Annotated in this window: 18 protein-coding genes; 8 read left to right on the forward strand and 10 right to left on the reverse strand. The window is 46.3% G+C overall.

Annotation, left to right across the window (positions count from 1 at the left end):
* Position 1: 1 nt before the first annotated feature.
* Entirely contained in the window at positions 2-472 is a 471-nt protein-coding gene (locus PAENI_RS12165; RefSeq protein WP_081393105.1) for a MarR family winged helix-turn-helix transcriptional regulator, read from the reverse strand.
* Between the two features lie 290 nt (positions 473-762).
* Between PAENI_RS12165 and PAENI_RS12170 the strand changes: the two genes are divergently transcribed.
* From PAENI_RS12170 to PAENI_RS12180, 3 genes are all read left to right on the forward strand, one after another.
* Positions 763-1,425 (forward strand): futalosine hydrolase, encoded by a 663-nt coding sequence (locus PAENI_RS12170; RefSeq protein WP_149645415.1) that lies wholly within the window; start codon positions 763-765, stop codon positions 1,423-1,425.
* Complete coding sequence (locus PAENI_RS12175; RefSeq protein WP_149645416.1) at positions 1,425-2,276, forward strand: 1,4-dihydroxy-6-naphtoate synthase; 852 nt, start codon at positions 1,425-1,427, stop codon at positions 2,274-2,276. Before PAENI_RS12170 ends, PAENI_RS12175 begins: the two co-directional genes overlap by 1 nt.
* A gap of 290 nt (positions 2,277-2,566) precedes the next feature.
* Positions 2,567-3,388: a class I SAM-dependent methyltransferase gene (locus tag PAENI_RS12180; RefSeq protein WP_149645417.1), complete on the forward strand. Its 822-nt coding sequence runs from the start codon at positions 2,567-2,569 to the stop codon at positions 3,386-3,388.
* 70 nt (positions 3,389-3,458) lie between these two features.
* On the opposite strand, the gene PAENI_RS12185 is transcribed toward PAENI_RS12180, so the two are convergent.
* The 7 genes from PAENI_RS12185 to PAENI_RS12215 form a co-directional block, all read right to left on the reverse strand.
* Positions 3,459-4,439, reverse strand: a complete 981-nt coding sequence (locus PAENI_RS12185; protein ID WP_149645418.1) for an alpha/beta hydrolase — start codon at positions 4,437-4,439, stop codon at positions 3,459-3,461.
* A 222-nt stretch (positions 4,440-4,661) separates the two neighbouring features.
* The gene (locus tag PAENI_RS12190; RefSeq protein WP_149645419.1) at positions 4,662-6,029 is read right to left on the reverse strand and encodes a sensor histidine kinase; all 1,368 of its coding nucleotides are present in this window, start codon (positions 6,027-6,029) and stop codon (positions 4,662-4,664) included.
* On the reverse strand, positions 6,026-6,700 hold the full coding sequence (locus PAENI_RS12195; protein WP_149645420.1) for a response regulator transcription factor: 675 nt from the start codon (positions 6,698-6,700) through the stop codon (positions 6,026-6,028). The genes PAENI_RS12190 and PAENI_RS12195 overlap by 4 nt, the downstream gene beginning before the upstream one ends.
* Before the next feature lie 209 nt (positions 6,701-6,909).
* Positions 6,910-7,983, reverse strand: coding sequence for an ABC transporter substrate-binding protein (locus PAENI_RS12200; RefSeq protein WP_076284904.1), 1,074 nt, complete (start codon positions 7,981-7,983; stop codon positions 6,910-6,912).
* A complete protein-coding gene (locus PAENI_RS12205; RefSeq protein WP_149645421.1) occupies positions 7,980-8,801 on the reverse strand; it encodes an ABC transporter permease in 822 nt (273 codons plus the stop codon). The genes PAENI_RS12200 and PAENI_RS12205 overlap by 4 nt, the downstream gene beginning before the upstream one ends.
* On the reverse strand, positions 8,791-9,603 hold the full coding sequence (locus PAENI_RS12210) for an ABC transporter permease (RefSeq protein WP_042192705.1): 813 nt from the start codon (positions 9,601-9,603) through the stop codon (positions 8,791-8,793). Before PAENI_RS12210 ends, PAENI_RS12205 begins: the two co-directional genes overlap by 11 nt.
* A complete protein-coding gene (locus PAENI_RS12215; RefSeq protein WP_149645568.1) occupies positions 9,593-10,702 on the reverse strand; it encodes an ABC transporter ATP-binding protein in 1,110 nt (369 codons plus the stop codon). Before PAENI_RS12215 ends, PAENI_RS12210 begins: the two co-directional genes overlap by 11 nt.
* 301 nt (positions 10,703-11,003) lie before the next feature.
* On the opposite strand from PAENI_RS12215, the gene PAENI_RS12220 reads away from it, so the two are divergent.
* Positions 11,004-12,107 carry an FUSC family protein gene (locus tag PAENI_RS12220; protein WP_081382670.1) on the forward strand — a complete coding sequence of 368 codons (1,104 nt, stop codon included), beginning with the start codon at positions 11,004-11,006 and terminating at the stop codon, positions 12,105-12,107.
* Positions 12,108-12,221: 114 nt separating this feature from the next.
* On the opposite strand, the gene PAENI_RS12225 is transcribed toward PAENI_RS12220, so the two are convergent.
* The gene (locus tag PAENI_RS12225; protein WP_149645422.1) at positions 12,222-13,109 is read right to left on the reverse strand and encodes a DMT family transporter; all 888 of its coding nucleotides are present in this window, start codon (positions 13,107-13,109) and stop codon (positions 12,222-12,224) included.
* A gap of 96 nt (positions 13,110-13,205) precedes the next feature.
* On the opposite strand from PAENI_RS12225, the gene PAENI_RS12230 reads away from it, so the two are divergent.
* The 4 genes from PAENI_RS12230 to PAENI_RS12245 all read left to right on the forward strand — a co-directional run bounded on the left by PAENI_RS12230 (position 13,206) and on the right by PAENI_RS12245 (position 17,764).
* Positions 13,206-14,102 carry a LysR family transcriptional regulator gene (locus PAENI_RS12230; RefSeq protein ID WP_149645423.1) on the forward strand — a complete coding sequence of 299 codons (897 nt, stop codon included), beginning with the start codon at positions 13,206-13,208 and terminating at the stop codon, positions 14,100-14,102.
* Between the two features lie 2 nt (positions 14,103-14,104).
* Entirely contained in the window at positions 14,105-15,079 is a 975-nt protein-coding gene (locus PAENI_RS12235; RefSeq protein ID WP_149645424.1) for an aldo/keto reductase, read from the forward strand.
* 32 nt (positions 15,080-15,111) lie between these two features.
* Positions 15,112-16,503, forward strand: coding sequence for an aldehyde dehydrogenase (locus PAENI_RS12240; protein WP_149645425.1), 1,392 nt, complete (start codon positions 15,112-15,114; stop codon positions 16,501-16,503).
* Between the two features lie 113 nt (positions 16,504-16,616).
* Positions 16,617-17,764, forward strand: a protein-coding gene (locus PAENI_RS12245) for an IS3 family transposase (protein WP_149645426.1) whose coding sequence is annotated in 2 segments (ribosomal slippage) — positions 16,617-16,875 and positions 16,875-17,764 — 1,149 coding nt in all. Because the reading frame shifts where the segments join, the coding sequence is not laid out codon by codon here.
* Positions 17,765-17,841: 77 nt separating this feature from the next.
* Here the strand turns inward: PAENI_RS12245 and pgmB are convergent.
* Entirely contained in the window at positions 17,842-20,847 is a 3,006-nt protein-coding gene (pgmB, locus tag PAENI_RS12250; protein WP_149645427.1) for a beta-phosphoglucomutase, read from the reverse strand.
* Between the last annotated feature and the right edge of the window lie 63 nt (positions 20,848-20,910).

Consider the following 20,910-nt stretch of genomic DNA (forward strand, 5'->3'; position numbering starts at 1 on the left):
CCTACACACCTTTGCCTAGCTTCTTCAGTAATTCAATCGCCTGACCCTTCTCATCCTTATCCAGTCCACGCATCAAATCATGAATCGAAGCCACATGACGCGGGAAAATCTTATCGAACAGCTCACGCCCTGCATCCGTAATCTCCGCATAGGTCACGCGTCTGTCCTCACTACACGGCACACGTTTCAGCAGACCTTTCTTCTCCAGCTTGTCGATATTATAGGTGATGCTTCCACTCGTAACGAGAATCTTCTCCCCGATCTGTTGTAGTGGAATACGGGTCCGGTGATACAGCACCTCAAGCACCATGAACTCGGCGGATGCCAGCCCATAACTCTTCATATCCTTCACAGCTTGATCCATCAAGCTTCTGTAAGCCTTAGATAATACAACAAATAACTTTAAAGAAGACGCCTGATCCATCTCCGTAGTATTCTCTGTATTACGAACATTCTCTTCGGTATTACTCATCATTCCCACCTCCAGTTTGACAGCGATGTTGTTCAATATAAAGTAAATGTCTTTACATTAAATATCTTTAAGTTAAGATAACTATACTTCCTCACACTACCTTTGTCAACCTCGCTACTCCAAAAAGATAACATAAGGTGCTTAACGAGCTGTTAATGTTCTTTCTACGACTTTTTAAGAGCGTGATGAAAATCACTCTAAGTTTGACCTGACCCTTAAAACGGCGTATTCTTGTCTTTACGAATGACTATTTAGTAAGCGATTTCACTTCTCTCAAAGGAGGCAACCTGATGGTGGAGGAACAAGCTGGTGCGCGACGCGTGTTGATCGTAACAGCTGTAGCCGCAGAGCGAGACGCGGTCCTGCGCGGCCTACAAGGCAGCGACAGGTTCCATGTGATTGCTGCCGGCGCAGGTACGGCAGCGGCGGCGGCGGGAACCGCCGCAGCACTCGCAGCCGGATCTTACGGCTGCGTAATCAGCGCCGGGATCGGCGGCGGATTCCCGGGGGTGGCACCTTTAGGCTCGCTGGTCGTTGCCAGCGAGATGATTGCCGCCGACCTCGGGGCCGAGACGCCGGAGGGCTTCCGCAGCGCTGCCGAGCTCGGCTTCGGCAGCGTGTCCGTGCCGGCTGACCGCGGCACGGTACAGGCTGTTTCGGCCGCGCTGGCAGCGGCCGGACTGACCGTAAGCACGGGGACCGTGCTTACGGTCTCGACGGCGACCGGCACCGCGGAGACGGCCGCCGCCCTCATCGCGCGGCATCCCGGTGCCGTCGCGGAAGCGATGGAAGGCCACGGAGTTGCCGTGGCCGCTGAGGCGCTAGGGCTCCCAGTACTGGAGCTCCGCGCCATTTCGAACCCGGTCGGTCCCCGCGACCGGGCCGCCTGGAAGATCGGCGATGCAATGGAAGCATTAACGGCGGCAGCCGCTATACTATTGGAGGTGCTGTAATGACAACTGAGCTTAATATCGCTTTTTCCCCTTGCCCTAACGATACCTTTGTATTCCATGCCTGGGCACACGGGCTTGTCCCGAATGCACCACAACTTAATGTAACCTATGCCGACATTGATATTACCAACACGCTTTCTGCTAATGGAGAGGGACCTGAAGTCCTTAAAATCTCCTATGCCGCTCTACCTTGGGTTCTTGAGCGCTACAAATTGCTGCCATGCGGCGGCGCACTGGGTCGTGGCTGCGGGCCGTTGCTTCTTACAGCAAGTGGCCCAACCGCGATTAAACGTCCCGAGAAGCTCGCTGGACGAAGAATTGCCGTACCTAGCGAACGTTCTACAGCTTATCTGCTCTTCAGATTATGGGCAGCACAGCATATAACGGGAGGGATTGGCGAAATCGTCGTCATGCCTTTCGATGAGATCATGCCTGCCGTACGCGATGGACATATCGACGCTGGACTGGTAATTCACGAAGCCCGTTTTACTTACGCATCTTATGGTCTTAATATGCTGACTGACCTGGGCAGCTGGTGGGAAAGCGATACCGGACTGCCGATTCCACTCGGCGCGATCATTGCTCGCCGCGATCTGGATGCCGATGCCATCACTGGCTGGATTCGCAGCTCTCTACAATATGCGTGGGATCATCCTACTGATTCTAGAGACTATGTGCTTAGCCACGCTCAAGAGCTCGCTCCAGAAGTGGCTAAATCTCACATTGATCTCTATGTGAACGACTTCTCGATGAATCTAGGCGATGACGGCTACGCTGCAATCACCTCCTTACTAAATCGTGCTGCAGCAGAAGGACTTGTACCTGCCATCGATCCTGCATTACTTCGGTAGCATTTGCTAGACGTTCTTAGCGCACTTTAAAACTAGACATCACCCACAATCCCCGGTACACCATAAGGTGTCCTCCGGGGATTTTTGTTTAAAATATAAGAAAGTATAAGTTTCACACAATCTTTATGTCTTATATTTCTCGCTTAAACGCTTGCCGTCCTTATAAGGACGGCGAAGGCATTTATGCTTGTTCTGAGACATTCCCCGCGATTGCTTTGATCCATTATTTGGCATGGCGAAGCGATGGCTATACAATAGACCTATAAATAGGTTCTATGAAGGAGGATCACATGATACCTGAAAACAATAGCAAACAAAACATCGATCGATTTCTCGGCTTTCAAGAGGACTATGACCGCTACCGTCCTGAAGCTCCTGCCATGATCATCAAGCTGCTGACCGACTACTTAGGCAGCACACCTTCAGTCGTCGCAGATATAGGCTGCGGCACGGGCTTGTCTACTTTTCTGTGGAAGGATGCCGCGGACAACGTAATTGGCATTGAACCGAATCCAGATATGCTGGGAAAAGCAATCGATAAATTAAGCCGGATAGAAGATCCTCAATCCATCACTTTTGTACAAGGTTATTCTAACCAGCTTCCACTTGCAGTGGACAGCGTAGACATAGTGACCTGCTCACAGTCATTCCACTGGATGGATCCTGAAAGCACACTTCGAGAAATCTCCCGGGTCTTGAGAACAGGTGGTGTCTTCGCTGCCTACGATTGCGACTGGCCTCTCCCCCTTCAACAGAAGGTAGAAGAACGTTACAACCAACTGATCTCCAAATCCGAGGAACTGCTCGCCTCACTCTTACCTGATGCTGAGAGAGCACATAAATGGGACAAAGAAGGGCATTTGTCACGGATTCAGACTAGTGGAGCTTTCTCTTTTGCAAGAGAGATCGTATTTCATAATCTTGAATCCTGCGATGCGCAGCGCTATGTAGGACTCGCTCTGAGTCAAGGCGGAATACGAACCGTGTTGAAACAGGACGCTACCTTGCTCGATCAGGACATTGCAGACTTCACAGCTGCGGTTGAACAACATTTTCAAGGACGCACCCTAGAGGTTCTGGTCAGCTATCGGATGAGAATCGGCATCAAATAATCTCCGCCCTTAAGCGCAAAGAACGCCCCGATTTTCCTTATAGGAGGAAAGCCGGAGCGTTTTCTTATTTTTATTTAATTTCTCCCATGAATATCCTTAGGTTCTCAGCGATTTCTTTGGATCTGGAATGGTGTAAATAATGTCCACCCTCAAATGTCATCACTTTTCCATGCACAGAGTCTTTAACTTGATCTTCATGTAAAGGAATCCAATCTTTCACACCTGTATTATTCGCTTGTATAAAGAATATAATGGGAAGATTCTTGTCGAATTTTAATCCTCTGGCTGCGACAAAGTTAGGATATATATGTTCCATTTCATTTAAGGTAGTGGAATTATTCATATTTTTGAGTGAGATCAATTTCATTTGTTTTTTGGTTTTATCATCAAATGGCAGTCCATCATAAGGGTCACCACTTAATTGCAGTCCCAATCTAAGCATACCTGAATCTTTGAGCAGCTTTAATTTTTTTATTGGGAATTTAACATCCATACCACCTTGCTCAGGAACACTACTATCAACCCCCACAAATGCACTCACTTCGTTTGGATATTTCTTCGCATATTCTAGTCCGTAAATACCGGCAATCGAGTGACCCATTAGAATGTATTGGTCAATGTTAAGATTCTGTACGGCTTCATGAACTTCACTTACGATATTCTCTGTGGTTCGTTCTTTTTTAGTTTCATCACTGAGTCCATACCCAAACGGTTCAACTGCCACTACTTTGTAATAAGGTGATAATTCATCGATCAACGGTTTAAAATCAAGCGCTGGCGCACCTGTTCCAAAGCCCGGTAAAAGCACAATAGTCTGTTCACCTTCACCTTGGATCAAAACATTCATACTTTTTCCGTCAACAGGAACTAACTGACCATATTGATGTATTTTTTTCTGATCAGATTTGCTGCTTATCACATTAACCGTATAAACAACGGCTAGAAAAAGCACGATCAAAATTACTATAGCTCCTAATATTTTAAGCAACAGGTTACGTACTTTATGCTTTTTCTTTTCATTCCCCGTTTTTATCACCTCTGTTTGTGTCACCCTCATCTTCTCCTGTCCTAATCTATTTATTAAGTCGCCTTAACGTTTCGCTAATGAGATCTTAACCAACGATGATGTACTCCTCATGACCACAATATGAACTAAATATGAATAGGCAAAAAAATACTACGGCAGCGCAAGCAAGAAATCTTACCTGTGCTACCGTAGTATGAACAATGAGGCGCGCGTTCAACCTCTCGCAAGAATACCCTTGAACGCTAATTACGCTGTGGGCGCTATAATTGGCAAGGTAATGATGATAGTCGTTCCTTGGCCAGGTTCGCTTTCCACTCGGATATCCCCTTTATGAAGCGATACGATCTGTTTAACAATGGCTAGTCCCATCCCGCTACCGCCATACTTGCGACTGTGGGAACGATCAGCCTTAAAGAAGCGTTCAAATATACGCTCTTGGTCCTCGGGAGAAATACCAATGCCAGTGTCGGATATTCGGACGGTTACATTGTTCAAATCTTGTTTGATGCTGACATTAATCACACTGTCATCCTTGGAGAATTTGATACTATTTCCAAGGAGATTCGTCCACACCTGACTTAACAAATCATGGTCAGCCCATACGACTACTAGTTTCAAATCAAGCTCAAAACTGATGTTGCGCGCCGACCATTGGGGCTGTATCGCCACAATTACTCGTCTGATCTGTTCGTCAAGACTGAACGTGATAAGTCGCAGTTGTTGGGATTGTGATTCAAGCACACTCAGCTTTAACAGACTATCGCTCATCTTGGACATCCGCTCCGCTTCAGCAATAATAATATCGAGATAACGATTCCGTTCATCCTCTGTGAGGGCAACTTTCTTGAGCGCAATAGCATAACCAGATATGGAGGTGAGCGGAGACTGAACCTCATGCGATACATTCGTTACGAACTCCCTGCGCATTTGCTCAAGCTGCTGCAGATCATGCATCATTTCCTCGAAGCTATTAGCCAAGGTACCTAGCTCACCCGTCTGCTTAATATTCAATTCGACGTTGAAGTCCCCAGTTGCTATACGCCTAGTCGCCTTTGTCAGCCTTTTGATCGGTCTCACTAGAAACATGGAAGCGACCAGTATCAACACGCTTCCCGTTATTAACGAATACGCCAAAAAAGTAAATAGCAAATTCCTCGTAGAAGACATAGTAGGAGGCACAAGCGGCTCCACAAACATCGCCTTCGTTCCCATTTCAGTTTTTAAAGGCAGCCCTAAGAGGTTGGAAGAAGCCATATTCGGTTTAACTTGAACAGCTTGCCCCTCCAATACTTTCTTTAATTGCTCCTTAGTCACGGTAGCAGGGCTCTCTCCATTAAGCACTCCGTAAGACTGGTACTCGCCGTTCTCATCGTAAATTCGAATATGATAGGAATCAAGCTGCTTCATTCCACTTACGAGTGCATCCGCCTCACGTAATGGTAAGGCTTCGTATATGCTGGCAATGTCTGAACCGAAGCGAAGTAATGGAATGCGCAGGTTTTCGTTTAATTTATCTTGAAATACCCAGGTCGTCACAAATAAAGCAATCAATGTGCCTCCGATCACGGAGATCAGAAAGGTTAGAACAACACGCGTGTATAAGGATTTGATCATTCGTAAACCTCAAGCCGATAGCCAAGCCCCCGCACCGTTTCGATTCGAAAATCAAGTGTAGTCGCAAACCGTTCGCGTAGACGTTTAATATGCACGTCTATCGTTCGATCATCTCCAGCGTAATCAATCCCCCAAATCTGATCGATTAGCTGCTCGCGCGTATAGACTTGTCCGGGTGTTCCAGCGAGCTTATATAGCAATTCGAACTCCTTGAGTGGCAACGTGAATGACTCCGTCCCTCTCATCACCTTATAGGTCTGGCGATCAAGGATGACGTCACCGAAATGGATCGTCTGAGTAGAGCCAATCTTGTATCGCTTCAATAAGGATCTAACACGAACCGTCAATTCCAGCGGATCGAATGGCTTCGTCAAATAATCGTCTGTCCCCAGTTCGAAGCCTTTCACCTTCTCCCATGTTTCACCTCTCGCAGTTAGCATAAGCAAGGGAAGATCCGGATTGGCTTTTCGGAGCTCTTTACATAACGTCCACCCATCCATAACCGGCATCATGATATCGAGTACAACAAGATCAACCTGCTTTGAGGCATAAACGGCTAACGCTTCTTTGCCGTCTGCAGCTTCGGCTGTGTCAAATCCGTCGTTACGTAGAAATAAACAGACGAGTTCGCGAATGTTCGCATCGTCGTCAGCAACTAGTATAGTAGGCATTCGTACCCTCTTTTCCTGTTATCCATCCTAGCCATTATACTACAATATACTTCCAGCCAAGAAGGAACGCCTTCGGCATCATTTAAAGGGTGATGATCGTTTCACGAAAACGCAAAACTTATACTTTCTTATATTTCAAAAAAGAGCGTCTAACACGGTAATCCGCATGTAGACGCTCTTGAAGTCGTTTGACTTTACCTCCAAACGACTTACTTTTTATTCATCTTAAACTTCAGGAAGAGCTCATTGTAATGAGCAAGCATCCGTTTACCAAGATTATCATACACCTCAAGCCGATCCGTAATCTCAGCAGGTGGATAGAAACGGGTATCCTCGGAAGTTTCCTTCGGAAGTAGCTCCAGCGCAGGGATGTTAGGTGTGGAATAACCTACGTATTCTGCATTCTTAGCCGCTACATCTGGGCGAAGCATGAAGTTAATGAACTTATGCGCTCCATCCACATTATCCGCAGTTCGTGGAATGACCATGTTATCGAACCACTTGTTCGAGCCTTCCTCAGGCACTACATAATCCAATTTATCATTCTCATCCATGATCTCAGAAGCATCACCGGACCACACAATCCCGACCGCAGCTTCTTCATTGGCAAGCAGCATCTTGATCTCATCTCCGACAATCGCCTTAACGTTAGGAGACAGCCTATTCAGCTTGGTCAGCGCTTCTTGCAGGTGAGCCTCATCCCGGTCATTAACGGAATAGTGCAGGCTGTTCAAAGCCATACCCATTACTTCGCGTGCTCCATCCACCAAGAAAATGTTGTTCTTCAGCCTGCTGTCCCAGAGGGAATCCCAGCTGGTGAAGTCCATCCCTTTGGTCATCTCCGGGTTGAAGATAATCCCGACGGTTCCCCAGAAGTAAGGCACGGAATACTTGTTGCCAGGATCGAAGGAAAGGTCCATAAACCGCGGATCAATATTCTTTAGATTCGGAACCTTGCTATGATCCAGCGGTATGAGCAAATTTTCTTCTTTCATCTTAGCAATGGCGTAATCCGAAGGAATTACGACATCAAAAGTAGTTCCACCCTGCTCCACTTTGGTAAGCATAGCTTCATTAGAGTCAAAAGTTTGGTAAATGACCGTTAATCCGGTCTCTTTTTCAAATTCCTTCAACAGATCAGGATCGACATAGTCGCCCCAGTTATAGATAGTCAGTGTATTCCCTCCGGAATAGCCCTCTCTCGAGTTCATCCAGGAGCCCAAGTACATTAGAGCGAATGCCGTGATCATGATCGCCAAAAAAGCATTTACCAGCTGTTTCATCTAGGCACCCCCGCTTCCGCCACAGCTTCCGAGGTATTCTGACGGTTCTTCTTAAGGGTCAGGAAGTAATAACCGACAACGAGCAGTATCGTGAACAGGAAGATCAGTGTCGATAGCGCATTAATGGATAACGACACCCCTTGCCGAGCTCTGGAATAAATCTCAACCGATAGCGTCGAATAACCATTACCCGTTACGAAGAACGTAACTGCAAAGTCATCCAGTGAATACGTAAGTGCCATGAAGAATCCACTAAAGATCCCCGGTTTGATAATCGGCAGAATAACCTTAGTCAGAACATCCTTGCGGCTTGCGCCGAGGTCACGTGCGGCATCCGTCAGTGAAGGACTCATATCCTGTAAATGCGGCAGAATCATCAACACGGCAATCGGTACACTGAACGCGACATGCGAAAGCAGGACGGACACGAAGCCAAGCTTGATGCCTGCAATGGTGAACAGGATCAGGAACGATGCACCGATAATGACATCCGGACTAACGATCAACACGTTGTTCAGAGATAACAAGGTGTTTTTAGCACGGCGGTTCTGTACACTCTTAATGGCCAATGCACCAATAATAGCGATAAGCGTGGCGATAGCCGAGGACAGAAGCGCGATTACAAGCGTGTTGATCATGATGATAATCAGACGGGTATCCTGAAGGACCTCACGGTAGTAATCCAGCGTAAAGCCCTCGAACTTGTGCATCGTCCCCCCGCTGTTGAACGAATAGTACATCAGATAGAAGATTGGCGCATACAGAACAGCGAACACTAGCACTAGGTACAGATTGGAGAACCCGTTTTTATTTCTCATTCCGCACCCCTTTCCGCGATCCGCCGGTAATAATCATGAACAGCGCCATAATAGCAATCAGAAACACTGCAACCGTGGAGCCCATGCCCCAGTCCTGTGTGACCAGAAAATGCTGCTCAATCGCAGTACCGAGTGTAATGACCCTGTTGCCTGCAATCAGACGAGTAATCATAAACAGGGACAGCGCTGGTATGAATACCGCCATACATCCGGAACGTACACCCGAAATGGTCAATGGAAAAATAACGCGCCGGAACGTCGTCCAGCCTGAAGCACCCAGATCACGTGCCGCATCCAGCAAGGATAAATTAAGATCCTCCAAAGCGCTGTAAATCGGCAAGATCATGAATGGGATAAAGATATACACAGATACAAATACAAAGCTGAAGCCCGTAAACAAAATTTGCTGTTCTCCGATTCCAAGCAGATCAAAGAAATTGTTGATTGGTCCGAACGTACCAAATATGCCGATAAAAGCGTAAGTTTTCAGCAGCAAATTAATCCATGTCGGTAAAATAATCAGCAATAACCATAGCTGCTTATGCTTCGTTCTCGTCAACAGATATGCCGCCGGATAGGCGACCAGCAAAGAGAATGCTGTAATCAAAAACGCATACCAGAATGAGGTCAGCGTCATTTTTAAGTACACAGGTGTAAAGAAGTTCACGTAGTTATCTAGCGTAAGATGCCCATCCAGATCAAATAGAGAATAATAGATGACAAGCAGTACTGGTGCGATTACAAACAAGGCGATCCACAGGTAATAAGGGATGAGATAATACGATCTGCCCTTATTCTTCATGACTCTCCACCTCGCCGTAAGCTTCCAGACGTTTGTCGAACTCTTCCTCCGTTTCACCAAAACGCATAACATGAATCGCTTCCGGATCAAAATAAAGGCCAATTTCACTACCTACCGTCGCCTTACGTGTAGAATGCACAAGCCATTCATGTCCGGATTCATCATAACAACTGATTTCATAGTGGACACCCCGGAACAACTGGGAATCCACTCGCACACGTAGCTTACCCTGTTCCAGCGTTGAAATTTCCAAATCCTCGGGGCGTATAACAATCTCCACAGATTCGTTAGATTTAAGACCAGCATCGAAACATTCAAAGCGGCGCCCGTTAAACTCCACCAGATAGTCTTCAATCATAACACCTGGAACAATGTTGGACTCGCCAATAAAATCAGCTACGAAACGGTTAATTGGCTCATCATAAATATCATTAGGTGTTCCGCTTTGTTCGATTTTTCCTTTGTTCATGACAAAAATCCAGTCGGACATCGCGAGTGCCTCTTCCTGGTCATGTGTAACAAAAATAAAGGTAATGCCAAGTCGTTGCTGCATTTCACGCAGTATGTACTGCATCTCTGTTCGCAGCTTCAGATCGAGCGCAGATAGCGGCTCGTCCAGCAAAAGAACCTGCGGCTCATTCACAATCGCACGAGCAATGGCCACGCGCTGACGTTGACCACCGGACATTTCGTTAATGGCACGCTGCTCGTAGCCCACAAGGTTAACGAAACTTAGCGCTTCCTGCACCTTCTTCGTGATGACGTCTTTCTTAAGCTTCTTAATGCGCAGTCCGAAAGCCACATTCTCGAATACGTTCAGGTGTGGAAACAATGCGTAATCCTGAAATACCGTATTGACCTGCCGCTCATTGGCTGGAATGTGGTTGATCACTTTACCGTTTAAATAGATAGAACCGCTTGTTGGCTCTGCGAACCCAGCGATCAATCGTAGAATAGTCGTTTTACCACAGCCTGATGGACCAAGTAGTGTATAGAATTTGCCGCGCTCTATCTCAAAGCTGACTCCTTTTAACACCGGATCTTCGTCGTCATATTGCTTGGTAACCTCTTCAAATGAAATAATGGTGCCTTCCTGAATAGCTATAGCTAACAACCTCCCTGCCTAAAGTATCACAATACTATTTTACCCGCATCTCGCGGAGAACAATCGAATGGGCATGCTCAGCGCTAATAAGCGACAATTCCTCCTCTCATTCGACACTCCAATAGATATAGCATATTAGATTGTACCATTATATGCGATAGCTTACATGGAGAAGGAATGCGTAAACTTAACAACTTTGTAAAATATCCAGTCCTCCAAGCCTTTTTTAAGGTGTTATAATGAAAACGAACTGAAAGACCAGACAGTTTTTTCATTTTTTTCCGAAAGAAGATGAATGATAATGAACGAGGGGTTACAAGACCGCCTTGAAAAATATGGTTTCTCACTTTACATGATACGAATTACGCTGGCCGCTTCACTTTCATGGGTCGCCGTACACAGCATATATGGTAGCCAATATTTATACTTTGCACCCCTTGCGGCTATCCTCATCACCCAAGCCAGTGTTAAAGCATCGCTAGAAAAAGGAATCTACCGCCTGATCGGCATTATTCTTGGCGGGATCGTTAGCCTAATTGTTGGCCAGTTTTTTGATGTAGGTGGGCTTTCTATCCTGCTCATTCTACTCATCGGGATTGGCATCGCTACGGCCTGTAAGATGAACATTCAAGCTGTCTCACAGGTGGGTGTTACTTCCGTTCTAGCTCTTACTTTTTACCAGAATGACTACGTGCTTTGGAGAATAGGGGAAACATTTATTGGTGTGCTGATCGCCCTTGTCATCAATATGATTATCGTGCCGCCGAACAGGTTCGTCAAGGTAAAAGCATTGGCATTCGAAGGAAGTCTTCTACTTGCGGATGCATTAAAAGATCTCGTAGGCGTAAGACGTGATTCTCCGAAAGATAATTTGCTGGAGGAAGCAGGTAAACTCCTGTCGAATAGCAGCCGGGAACAGAAAGAAATGTTCTATACCCTCACACATTATCAGTGCCGGGGTGAACTGAAGGGACTCATACAGGCTACCTCACATCTAAAAAGCATTCATTCCTACGTCAAAGAAATCGCCGACGATATTCGTCTTCTGCCAGCGCATCACGCCTCTTCGGACTGGATGAAGGATGTGCTGGAATCAACCGCAGATTGCATTGCTCTTTATGGAACCAGAACCTTATCAGACGCCGAATGCCAACGTTCTCTTGCCGATTGTATAGAGCGTGCTCGTGACCTGCAATTGGCCAGTTTCTCTGAACTACAAGGGAATTGTTCGCTATCAAGCATTCGTGATCTTGGTGCGGTCTTCAGTCACTTAAACCGGGTGCTGGAGGAAGTAGAGCGTGCTAAATCTGCTACTTATGTTGTAGCCACTCGGCCCTCAACGGCTGAAGTCGCACGCGCTTTACGTTTTATTAAAAAGGGACTCTCCCAGAAGCTATAAGCTTCGGGAGTGTCCCTTTTGTTCAAATATAAGGATGCCGAAGGCGTTTATGCTTGCCTATTCATCAATATGCCCTCATACGCCCCTGATTACTACAATCACCACATAAATTAACTAAACCGACTGCTTCGCGGCACGTCCTATCCTCACATTCACCAGAACAATGCTGCTAACAATAAGCAATAGACCAATCACAAGATTCAAAGTAATCTGCTCATTTAAAAAGACTACGCTAGTACCTATCGAGATCAGTGGAATCAAAAAAGTGAATGATCCGACCTTCCCTGCCTCTCCCTCGTTAATCAGCTTGAAATAGATCAACCAGCCTAAAGCGATCACAAAGACTGCAATAAACAGTGTATCGGCTATAAACGTTCCACTCCAGGTGATATCCGACCACTTCTCTGTAGCAGATCCCGAAAGTAGCAAAATGATACCACCGATCGTTATTTGCATAGCGGTCATCCATAGCATATCCACGCGCACAGCATTTCGTTTCATATATACCGTTCCTAATGCCCAGCTCAAAGCACTGGCTAAAGCAAGCACAATTCCCCATACAGAGATGCTTCCGTTAAGTCCTCCAATACTGAGGGAGCCTACTCCGATGAACCCTAGCAACAGACCTGCCATTTTGAGCCCGTACATACTCTCTCCTAACCACAGCCATGAAAAAATGCCCAGCAATACCGGCTGCAGAAATACAATGGACGAGAATAATCCTGCGGGTACATACTGCAAGCCAATTGTCTGAAATCCATAATAAAACACGATACTTAATATAGCCGAGGTCAGATAGATCGGCCATAGCTGCTTGAAGCGAAGCTCCTTCATCTTAGGAAGTGCAATTAGAATCAGAATGAATCCGCCGATGACGGTTCGGATACCTGCAAATAATAAGGGTGGAGCGTAGTCTAAGGCGATTTTCGATATAGGCCAATTTATGCCCCATACAATCACCAAAAATATAAGAAGGATGATGCTTTGCTTCTGCTGATTCATGTATTCACTCCTTGGTGTAGATTCATCACAAATGATACAATAATTAAGAATATAAATGAAATGAATAATACTCATAAGGGGCATATCATATTTGTTATGAACAATAATCAAATTCGTTTGTTCGTCAAAATCGCGGAAAGCGGTAGTTTTACCAAAGCTGGTGTAGAACTGAATATGACCCAACCTGCTGTCAGTCGAGCAATTTCCTCTTTAGAAGCCGAACTGGATGTAAAGCTATTACTTCGAGATCGAAGGAACGGTCTAATGCTTACTGACATCGGCAAGCGTATCCTTGTTATTTTTCGTGAAATTCTAATGGGCTTTGATAAGGTCAATCAGGAGATTTCCGCCGAGAGGGGGCTTGAGAAGGGAAGCATTCGAATTGGGGCTTTTCCAGTGGCTTCTGCCTATTTTTTACCGAAGATTATTAGCTCTATCACTGAAAGATATCCGAATATTACGATTAGCCTGCAGGAGGGCTCTATCGCCGAAGTCAGAGAATGGCTGGAATCCAAAGAAATTGATGTTGGCTTATTGCTCGCTCCTTGCGAGGCGTTCGAAACCATCCCACTATATAGAGAAAAGCTGTACGCTGTAATCAGAGATGACCATCCTTTGCACGAGCGTTCTGTCATAGGTGTGAGAGAATTAGCGGGTGAGCCTATGCTGATCTGTAAAGCAGGTTATGAACCACCGGTGGTAGATTTATTCCGCAGAAGCAGCAGCTATCTGAATGTAAAATATGTGGTTAATAACTATGCAACAGCTCTTAATATGGTTCAAGAGGGGCTGGCTGTAGGTGTGATGTCTGAGCTATCTTTGTTATCTTTACCTCCAAATGTAGTAACCCGTGAACTGCAGCCCGACGCCTACAGAGATATACATATCGCAGTCAGCTCGCTTACCGATACTTCCATAGCTGTAAAGATGTTCATGGAGACAGCTCTGGATCTTTTTACTAAGCCTAAAGAAATGGATGATGAGGAGTGCTGAAGTTGAACTTTAAAAGACTTGGAAATAGCGGACTACAAGTATCCGCATTGGGACTGGGGACAAACGCTTTTGGTAAAAGGGCAGATCAAGAGACCTCCATTCAGATCGTACATACTGCGCTGGATCATGGCATTAACTTTATCGATACCGCTAATATTTACGCCGGCTCCGAATCTGAGCGAATCATCGGTTTGGCCTTGGAAAGTAGAAGACATGAGGCTGTTCTCGCCACTAAAGCAGGCTTAGTTAAGAATGACGGACCTAACGGAAGCGGCTCCTCGAGGCGCCATTTGATGCAGGAATTAGAAGATAGTCTTCGCCGCCTAAAAACGGACTATGTCGATCTATACCAGATTCACACCTTCGATCCCAATACGCCACTCGAAGAGACGTTACGGACCTTGGACGATATGGTATCTTCAGGAAAAGTACGCTATATCGGGGCTTCCAACTATACAGCATGGCAATTAATGAAGGCGATTGGAATTAGTGAGGCACGGAGCTTCGCTAAATATATTTCAATTCAGTGTAGCTATTCCTTAGCGGATCGGACCCCGGAGAATGAGCTTCTCTCCCTTTGTCTTGATCAAGGTGTAGGGATTATTCCTTATTTTCCACTGGCGGGCGGAATTCTCACAGGCAAATATAATTCAAACGGTTCCGCACCTTCAGGATCCAGAGCAGATACCGATCCTAATTTCAAAAGATTCCTGAATCATGAACGGATCGAACTGGGGAACAAAGTGGGGCAGATAGCTGAAGAACTGGGAACCTCTCCTACAGCACTTTCCTTAGCTTGGCTCATGAATCGTCCTGCCGTCTCGACAGTTATTGTTGGGGCTACACGCGTGGAGCAGCTGGAACAGAATTTGCATAGTACCTCCATTCAGCTTAACGAAGAAACAGTGAGCAAGCTGGATGAGGCAAGTGATTCCTTCCGCTTTGGAAAGCCTTTCGCCTTTTATCGGCTCCCATAGTCTGAACTACTATAATGAAGGAGGGGAGTATTATGACAACACATACAACGGCTAGTATTCAAGTGATGCTTGAAGAGCATAAGGACTTTTTTAATCGTGGCGCAACTAAAGAGGTTGCCTTTCGGCTTAGTCAGCTTCAGAAACTTAAAGACAGTATTAAACGATACGAGGTTCGCATTATCACTGCCTTACAACAGGATTTAGGAAAAAGTGAGTTCGAGGCTTATGCCACAGAGATTGGCTTCACCTTGGACAGCCTAGGTTACATGATGAAGCATATCAAACGTTGGGCGAAGCCCGTAAAGGTTAGATCACCACTGCATTTATTTCCTGCGAAGAGTTATATCTTAAGTGAACCTTACGGTACCGCGCTCATTATAGGTCCTTTTAATTATCCATTTCAGTTGCTGATCGAACCGCTTATAGGCGCCATTGCCGCTGGAAACTGCGCTGTCCTCAAGCCATCAGAGAGCACACCATCCATCACGGCTGTTATTGAGCAGCTCATTCAGGAGACCTTCGAACCCCAGTATATTCGCGTAGTTCAGGGGGAAAAAGAGACCACCAATCTGCTGATCCATGCCAAGTTTGATTATATTTTCTTCACGGGCAGTGTTCCGGTCGGCAAAATCGTGATGGAAGCCGCTGCGAAGAATCTAGTGCCTGTAACCTTGGAGCTTGGCGGGAAAAGTCCGGTCATTGTCGACACATCAGCCAATCTTGATGTTGCAGCGAAGCGAATCGTATGGGGAAAATTATTAAATGCCGGTCAAACCTGTATCGCCCCCGATTATTTGCTCGTTCATAAGGACATTGCTAATGAATTGATCACCAAAATCAAACATCAGATTACTGAATTCTACGGTCCAAATGCGCAGCCGAATACAGATTATGGCCGGATCGTAAATGAGCGCCAGCTGCAAAGAATCGCCAGTCTCATTGAACGGGATCGGGAAAAGGTGGTTATGGGCGGAACCGTCATTTCAGAAGAACGTTATATTGAACCTACACTAATCTATCCTGCGGCTTGGACTGACGCTTCTATGGAAGATGAGATCTTCGGTCCGATCCTACCCATATTGGAATATCATCAATTGGATGAAGCTATCCGGAGTATTAACGAGCACCCAAAACCACTTGCGCTTTACCTGTTCACAGAGGATAAAAATGTTGAACAAGAGGTGCTTTCCCGAGTCTCTTTCGGAGGAGGCTGCATCAATGATACGATCTCGCATGTGGCGAACGCTAGCTTGCCGTTTGGTGGGGTAGGCAACTCTGGAATCGGCGGTTATCACGGGAAGCACAGCTTTGAAGTCTTTTCCCACCGCAAAAGCATCGTTAAGAGAGGCACACGAATCGACCTCGGGATTGTGTACCCACCCTATGGGAATAAGATCAAGCTGGTACGAAAAGTATTAAAATAGACAAAGCAGCAAGCCTCCAAGTGGTTTGGATGGTATTATCCCCTCATGGTTGACAGTGAAAAAAGAGCACATGGTATCATGTGTTTAACACAGTCGACCGGAGGGGATTTTTCATGGCTAAAAAAGGGCAGACGTTTACGAAGTATTCAGAAGAGTTGAAGAACGAGGCGGTTCGACTTCACTTAGAGGAGCATATGAGCTATTCACAAATTCTAGAAAAACTCGACATCAAGAGCGATGCTCAGTTGGTGAGGTGGATACGTAAATTTAAAAGTGGGGAGACCTTTGAGGACCGACGCGGAAAAGGTGGAAGAAAACATTTTGACAGTAAAGACGAAGAAATCGCGTATTTGAAGGCACAGGTCGAATACTTAAAAAAGCTCAATCCCAATCTACATGGGGAGGGAAGTTGGATACAAATACCCGGTGCCAATCCATTCAAGAAATGAGCGAGCGATACCCGATTGTTTGGCTGTGCAAACTGGCTGAATTGTCCCGGGCTGCATACTACAAATGGAAAAAGACCTCTGACCTGCGGGAAGCACGCCAAGAGAAGGATGCGAACCTCAAGGAACATATCTTAGCCATTCATCGGCTACGTCCTGCCTATGGCTATAAGAGAATGCGTACAGCGCTTCGCAAAGAGGGATTTCCCGTAAACCATAAGAAAGTTCGCAGGTTGATGAGAGAGCTAGGCATCCAATCAGTGATTCGCAAGAAACGCCCGTTTGCCGGGCGTAAGCCTTCTGTCTTATTTCCAAACGTACTCAACCAGAAATTCACAGCCCACGCTCTTCAGCAAAAATTAGTCACGGATATTACCTATATCCGTACAGGCCACGAGTTTGTCTACTTATCTGTAGTGATGGATCTGTACAACAACGAGGTTGTGGCTTGGAGAATCTCTGTCCGGAATGACTTGAAGCTAGTGGTAGATACTGTGAAATCTCTCCAAGACTCAAAGGCTCTCCTGCACTCAGACCAGGGCTTTCAGTACACTACTCGGACGTATGCCCAGGTTTTAGAGGACAAGGGTTTGGTCGGTAGCGACTCCCGCCGGGGGAATTGCTACGACAATGCTTGTATAGAGTCATTCTTCTCTCACCTTAAGACCGAAAAATTGTATTTGGAGAAACCCAAGAATCTTGAAGATGCTGAACATTTGGTTAAGGAGTACATCCTTTACTACAACAAGGAACGCTTCCAGAAAAAACTCGGCGACCTGTCTCCGGAAGAGTACCGGAACCAGATCGCCGCTTAAAAGGCTTCTTTTTTACTGTCTACTTGACGGGGCTATGACCAGGGAGGCTTGCTGCTTTTCAGGGGAACGGCTTTTCATTATTTGAACAGCTGTACCAATTCCTCCACATGTAACTCCGCGGTAGAAGGAAACCATAGCTCAGCACTCTCTTTCAAGGATGGACTTCCGGCTCCAACGGACCTCATACCAGCGGCTTTGATGGCAGCTATCCCCTCCGCTGTATCTTCGATAGCTACGCAGCAGTCAGGTGATATGCCCAGCATCTCGGTAACCTGTAAATAAATTTCCGGATCTGGCTTGCCCATACGGATGTTTTTAGGGTCAGCAATCGCCTGAAACAAGCGCCCGATCTTCAATCGTTCAAGAATCAGCATCGCATTCTCATTAACGGAAGCCAGTCCGACAGGGATTCGCTTTTTCTTCAAATCGGTCAGAAGACTATGGATACCCGGGTGCAAATCATCCGGTGTCATTTGTTGAATCAGCTGTTTATACTTTTCGTTCTTTTTATTGCAGAGCATTCCTTTTACCGGTTGGGGTAAATTCAGACCGCTTCCTTCCAGTAGAATCTCTAAACATTCCATTCGACTATGGCCCTTCAGACGTACATGCTTCTCTCTATCAAAAGAAATCGCCAGCTCATCGGCTAAGGCTTTCCAGGCCAGATAATGATACTCACTAGAATCGGTAATAATCCCGTCCAGCTCGAAAATAACAGCTTCAAGCTGCTTCACATTTGAAAGGGACACCGGCTTCTTTACAGTTAACTGCACAAGGCTCCCTTTATGTAGAATTTCAACCACTTCACCTGTCAGTAGTGTATAGATCACTACCTTACTATCAACATAAATATCCAATAAATGCCCACCGCTTGTTATTTTAAACCGATAGCTATCCCATTGTGCTGGCAAGGCAGGATTAAAGGATAGCATACCGCCACATAAGCGCATCCCACCAAACCCATTCACAATCGACAGCCAAGATCCTGCCATAGCAGCAGTATGCAGCCCGTCCTTCACATTGCGATTAATATCATCTAAATCCATCCGTACCGTGCGGTCAAAATAGGCGTACGCCCCCGTTAAATCACCAATCTCAGCAGAAATAATACTGTGAATGCACGGTGACAAAGAAGAATCATGTGTCGTTAGCGGCTCATAGTAATTGTAATTGCGGATCTTGTCCGCCAAGCTGAACTGATCACCTAACAGAAACATGGCCATCACCAGATCTGCCTGTTTGAGCACCTGATGGCGGTAAATCACCAACGGATGGTAATGAAGCAGAAGTGGATATTTATCCGCTGGCGTATGTTCAAAGTCCCACTTTTTCTTAGTCAGAAACGTATCATCCTGAGCATAGATGCCAAGCTTCTCATCAAAAGGGACATACATTTTTTCTGCGGCGACCAGCCAATCATCAGGCTCTTCCTCAGTCAGACCAATCTTGCCCTTCAGACGTTCAAAATGCTCCGGATACTGCTTTCCTAACAGTCTGGCTATCTCATATGCATAATAGAGTTGATCCCGCACCATAAGATTAGTGTATGCATTATTGTTAACGATAGCTGTATACTCATCGGGACCCGTTACTGCGTCAATACAGAACGCACCCTCCCTGGCCGGATTAAAATGACCCAGATCCACCCAAAAGCGGGAGGTCTCGAATATCATTTCCGCCCCCTCCAGGACCAGAAACTCATAATCGCCAGTTGCCCGCACATACTGTTTAATGGCATAGGCAATATCCGCGTTAATATGCATTTGTGCTGTTCCTGCCGGAAAATAGGAAGAGTTCTCAGCCCCGTCTATGGTGCGCCAAGGATACAGTGCTCCCTTCTGAGACATCACTGCTGCCCGTTCCCGTGCCTTATCTAACGTAGCATAACGAAACTCGAGTAGCTTCCGGCTAATCTCCGGTTGTGTAAATGTAAAGAAGGGTATCATATACATCTCAGTATCCCAGAAATAGTGACCTTCGTATCCTTCACCCGTCAGGCCCTTGGCCCCGATGTTCGTAACCCCGTCGCGTCCTACGGATTGCAGCAATTGAAAAGCATTAAAACGGATACCCTGTTGAAGCGCAAGATCGCCCTGAATCTCCACATCGGTATGTGCCCAGAAATGATCCAGAAAAGCCCGTTGTTCATGAACTAGCGCTTCAAACCCACAGTTCTCCGCCAAGTGTTGCACTTCTAAGCACCTGCCTAACAGCTCGTCTTCTGCATAATCCTTAGAAGTGTGATACGAAATGTACTTGGTCAGGGAGATCCTTTCCCCCATTACCACTGGAACAACCCATTGCATGGATAATCGCTGATCTCCTTGCTGCACGAGCCTTTCATATCCAGCGCTACAATTCAGACTGTGGCTTATCCCTGTTAAAAGAGCAAACCCGGTATGCCGCGTCCTCTGCTTCATCCACAAAAAGGACTGCTCGAGCTCATGCCCGGTTTCGACTAGCAGCAAATTGGGTTCCTTACTCCCTGATCCCAGCCGGGGGTCATCCGTGACCTCCGGCCTTTGGATCTCACCATCGATCGATGAAGTAAACGTTAGGGTTCCCTCAAAATTCAATGCCTTGACCTCGTAATCTATGGCCGCTAAATGTTTATGCTGCATGGCCACCATCCGACGAATGTTCAGCTGTACCCTGTGTCCGGCAGGAGATTCCCATTCTACCTGCCGATGCAAGATCCCATTTCGCATATCCAGCTTCCGTTCATAACGGTGCACTTGCCCACTGTTCAAATGAAAGGTATGACCCTCAATGCTGAGTTCAATAATCTTGGCGTCCGTCACGTTCAGCATAGCTTGGTTGCGGGAAGGATACCCATAAGCTCCCTCTGGATACACAATAGGCTCGGAATCAAAAAATCCATTCAAGTAGTTCCCTATTACAGATGAGCCCGAGTGGCCATGGTAACCTTCCTCGAAATTACCGCGCATGCCAATGTATCCATTACCCAGAGCAAATACACTTTCGCTTCTTTGATTGTTCTCTTCATCATAAGTCTCCTCATCAAGACTCCACTCCCGGTAAGGATACACCGCAGCCGGATGTACGTATGGTTTCATCTTCATCTCTCTATGCTCCTCCTGACACAGTTTTGTTCAATTAGCTATACTTCATCCTTATAATTCCTG

The sequence above is a fragment of the Paenibacillus sp. B2(2019) genome (genome assembly GCF_008370385.1).
In the GTDB taxonomy this organism is placed as follows: Bacteria; Bacillota; Bacilli; order Paenibacillales; family Paenibacillaceae; genus Paenibacillus_AQ.

What these genes read in the sequence shown, in the direction of transcription:
- PAENI_RS12230 (WP_149645423.1), top strand. Translation starts at nt 13,206, where the DNA reads ATGAACAATAATCAAATTCGTTTGTTCGTCAAAATCGCGGAAAGCGGT.
- pgmB (WP_149645427.1), bottom strand. Translation starts at nt 20,847, where the DNA reads ATGAAGATGAAACCATACGTACATCCGGCTGCGGTGTATCCTTACCGG.
- PAENI_RS12220 (WP_081382670.1), top strand. Translation starts at nt 11,004, where the DNA reads ATGATAATGAACGAGGGGTTACAAGACCGCCTTGAAAAATATGGTTTC.
- PAENI_RS12170 (WP_149645415.1), top strand. Translation starts at nt 763, where the DNA reads ATGGTGGAGGAACAAGCTGGTGCGCGACGCGTGTTGATCGTAACAGCT.
- PAENI_RS12205 (WP_149645421.1), bottom strand. Translation starts at nt 8,801, where the DNA reads ATGAGAAATAAAAACGGGTTCTCCAATCTGTACCTAGTGCTAGTGTTC.
- PAENI_RS12225 (WP_149645422.1), bottom strand. Translation starts at nt 13,109, where the DNA reads ATGAATCAGCAGAAGCAAAGCATCATCCTTCTTATATTTTTGGTGATT.
- PAENI_RS12200 (WP_076284904.1), bottom strand. Translation starts at nt 7,983, where the DNA reads ATGAAACAGCTGGTAAATGCTTTTTTGGCGATCATGATCACGGCATTC.
- PAENI_RS12195 (WP_149645420.1), bottom strand. Translation starts at nt 6,700, where the DNA reads ATGCCTACTATACTAGTTGCTGACGACGATGCGAACATTCGCGAACTC.
- PAENI_RS12210 (WP_042192705.1), bottom strand. Translation starts at nt 9,603, where the DNA reads ATGAAGAATAAGGGCAGATCGTATTATCTCATCCCTTATTACCTGTGG.
- PAENI_RS12190 (WP_149645419.1), bottom strand. Translation starts at nt 6,029, where the DNA reads ATGATCAAATCCTTATACACGCGTGTTGTTCTAACCTTTCTGATCTCC.
- PAENI_RS12240 (WP_149645425.1), top strand. Translation starts at nt 15,112, where the DNA reads ATGACAACACATACAACGGCTAGTATTCAAGTGATGCTTGAAGAGCAT.
- PAENI_RS12165 (WP_081393105.1), bottom strand. Translation starts at nt 472, where the DNA reads ATGAGTAATACCGAAGAGAATGTTCGTAATACAGAGAATACTACGGAG.
- PAENI_RS12180 (WP_149645417.1), top strand. Translation starts at nt 2,567, where the DNA reads ATGATACCTGAAAACAATAGCAAACAAAACATCGATCGATTTCTCGGC.
- PAENI_RS12175 (WP_149645416.1), top strand. Translation starts at nt 1,425, where the DNA reads ATGACAACTGAGCTTAATATCGCTTTTTCCCCTTGCCCTAACGATACC.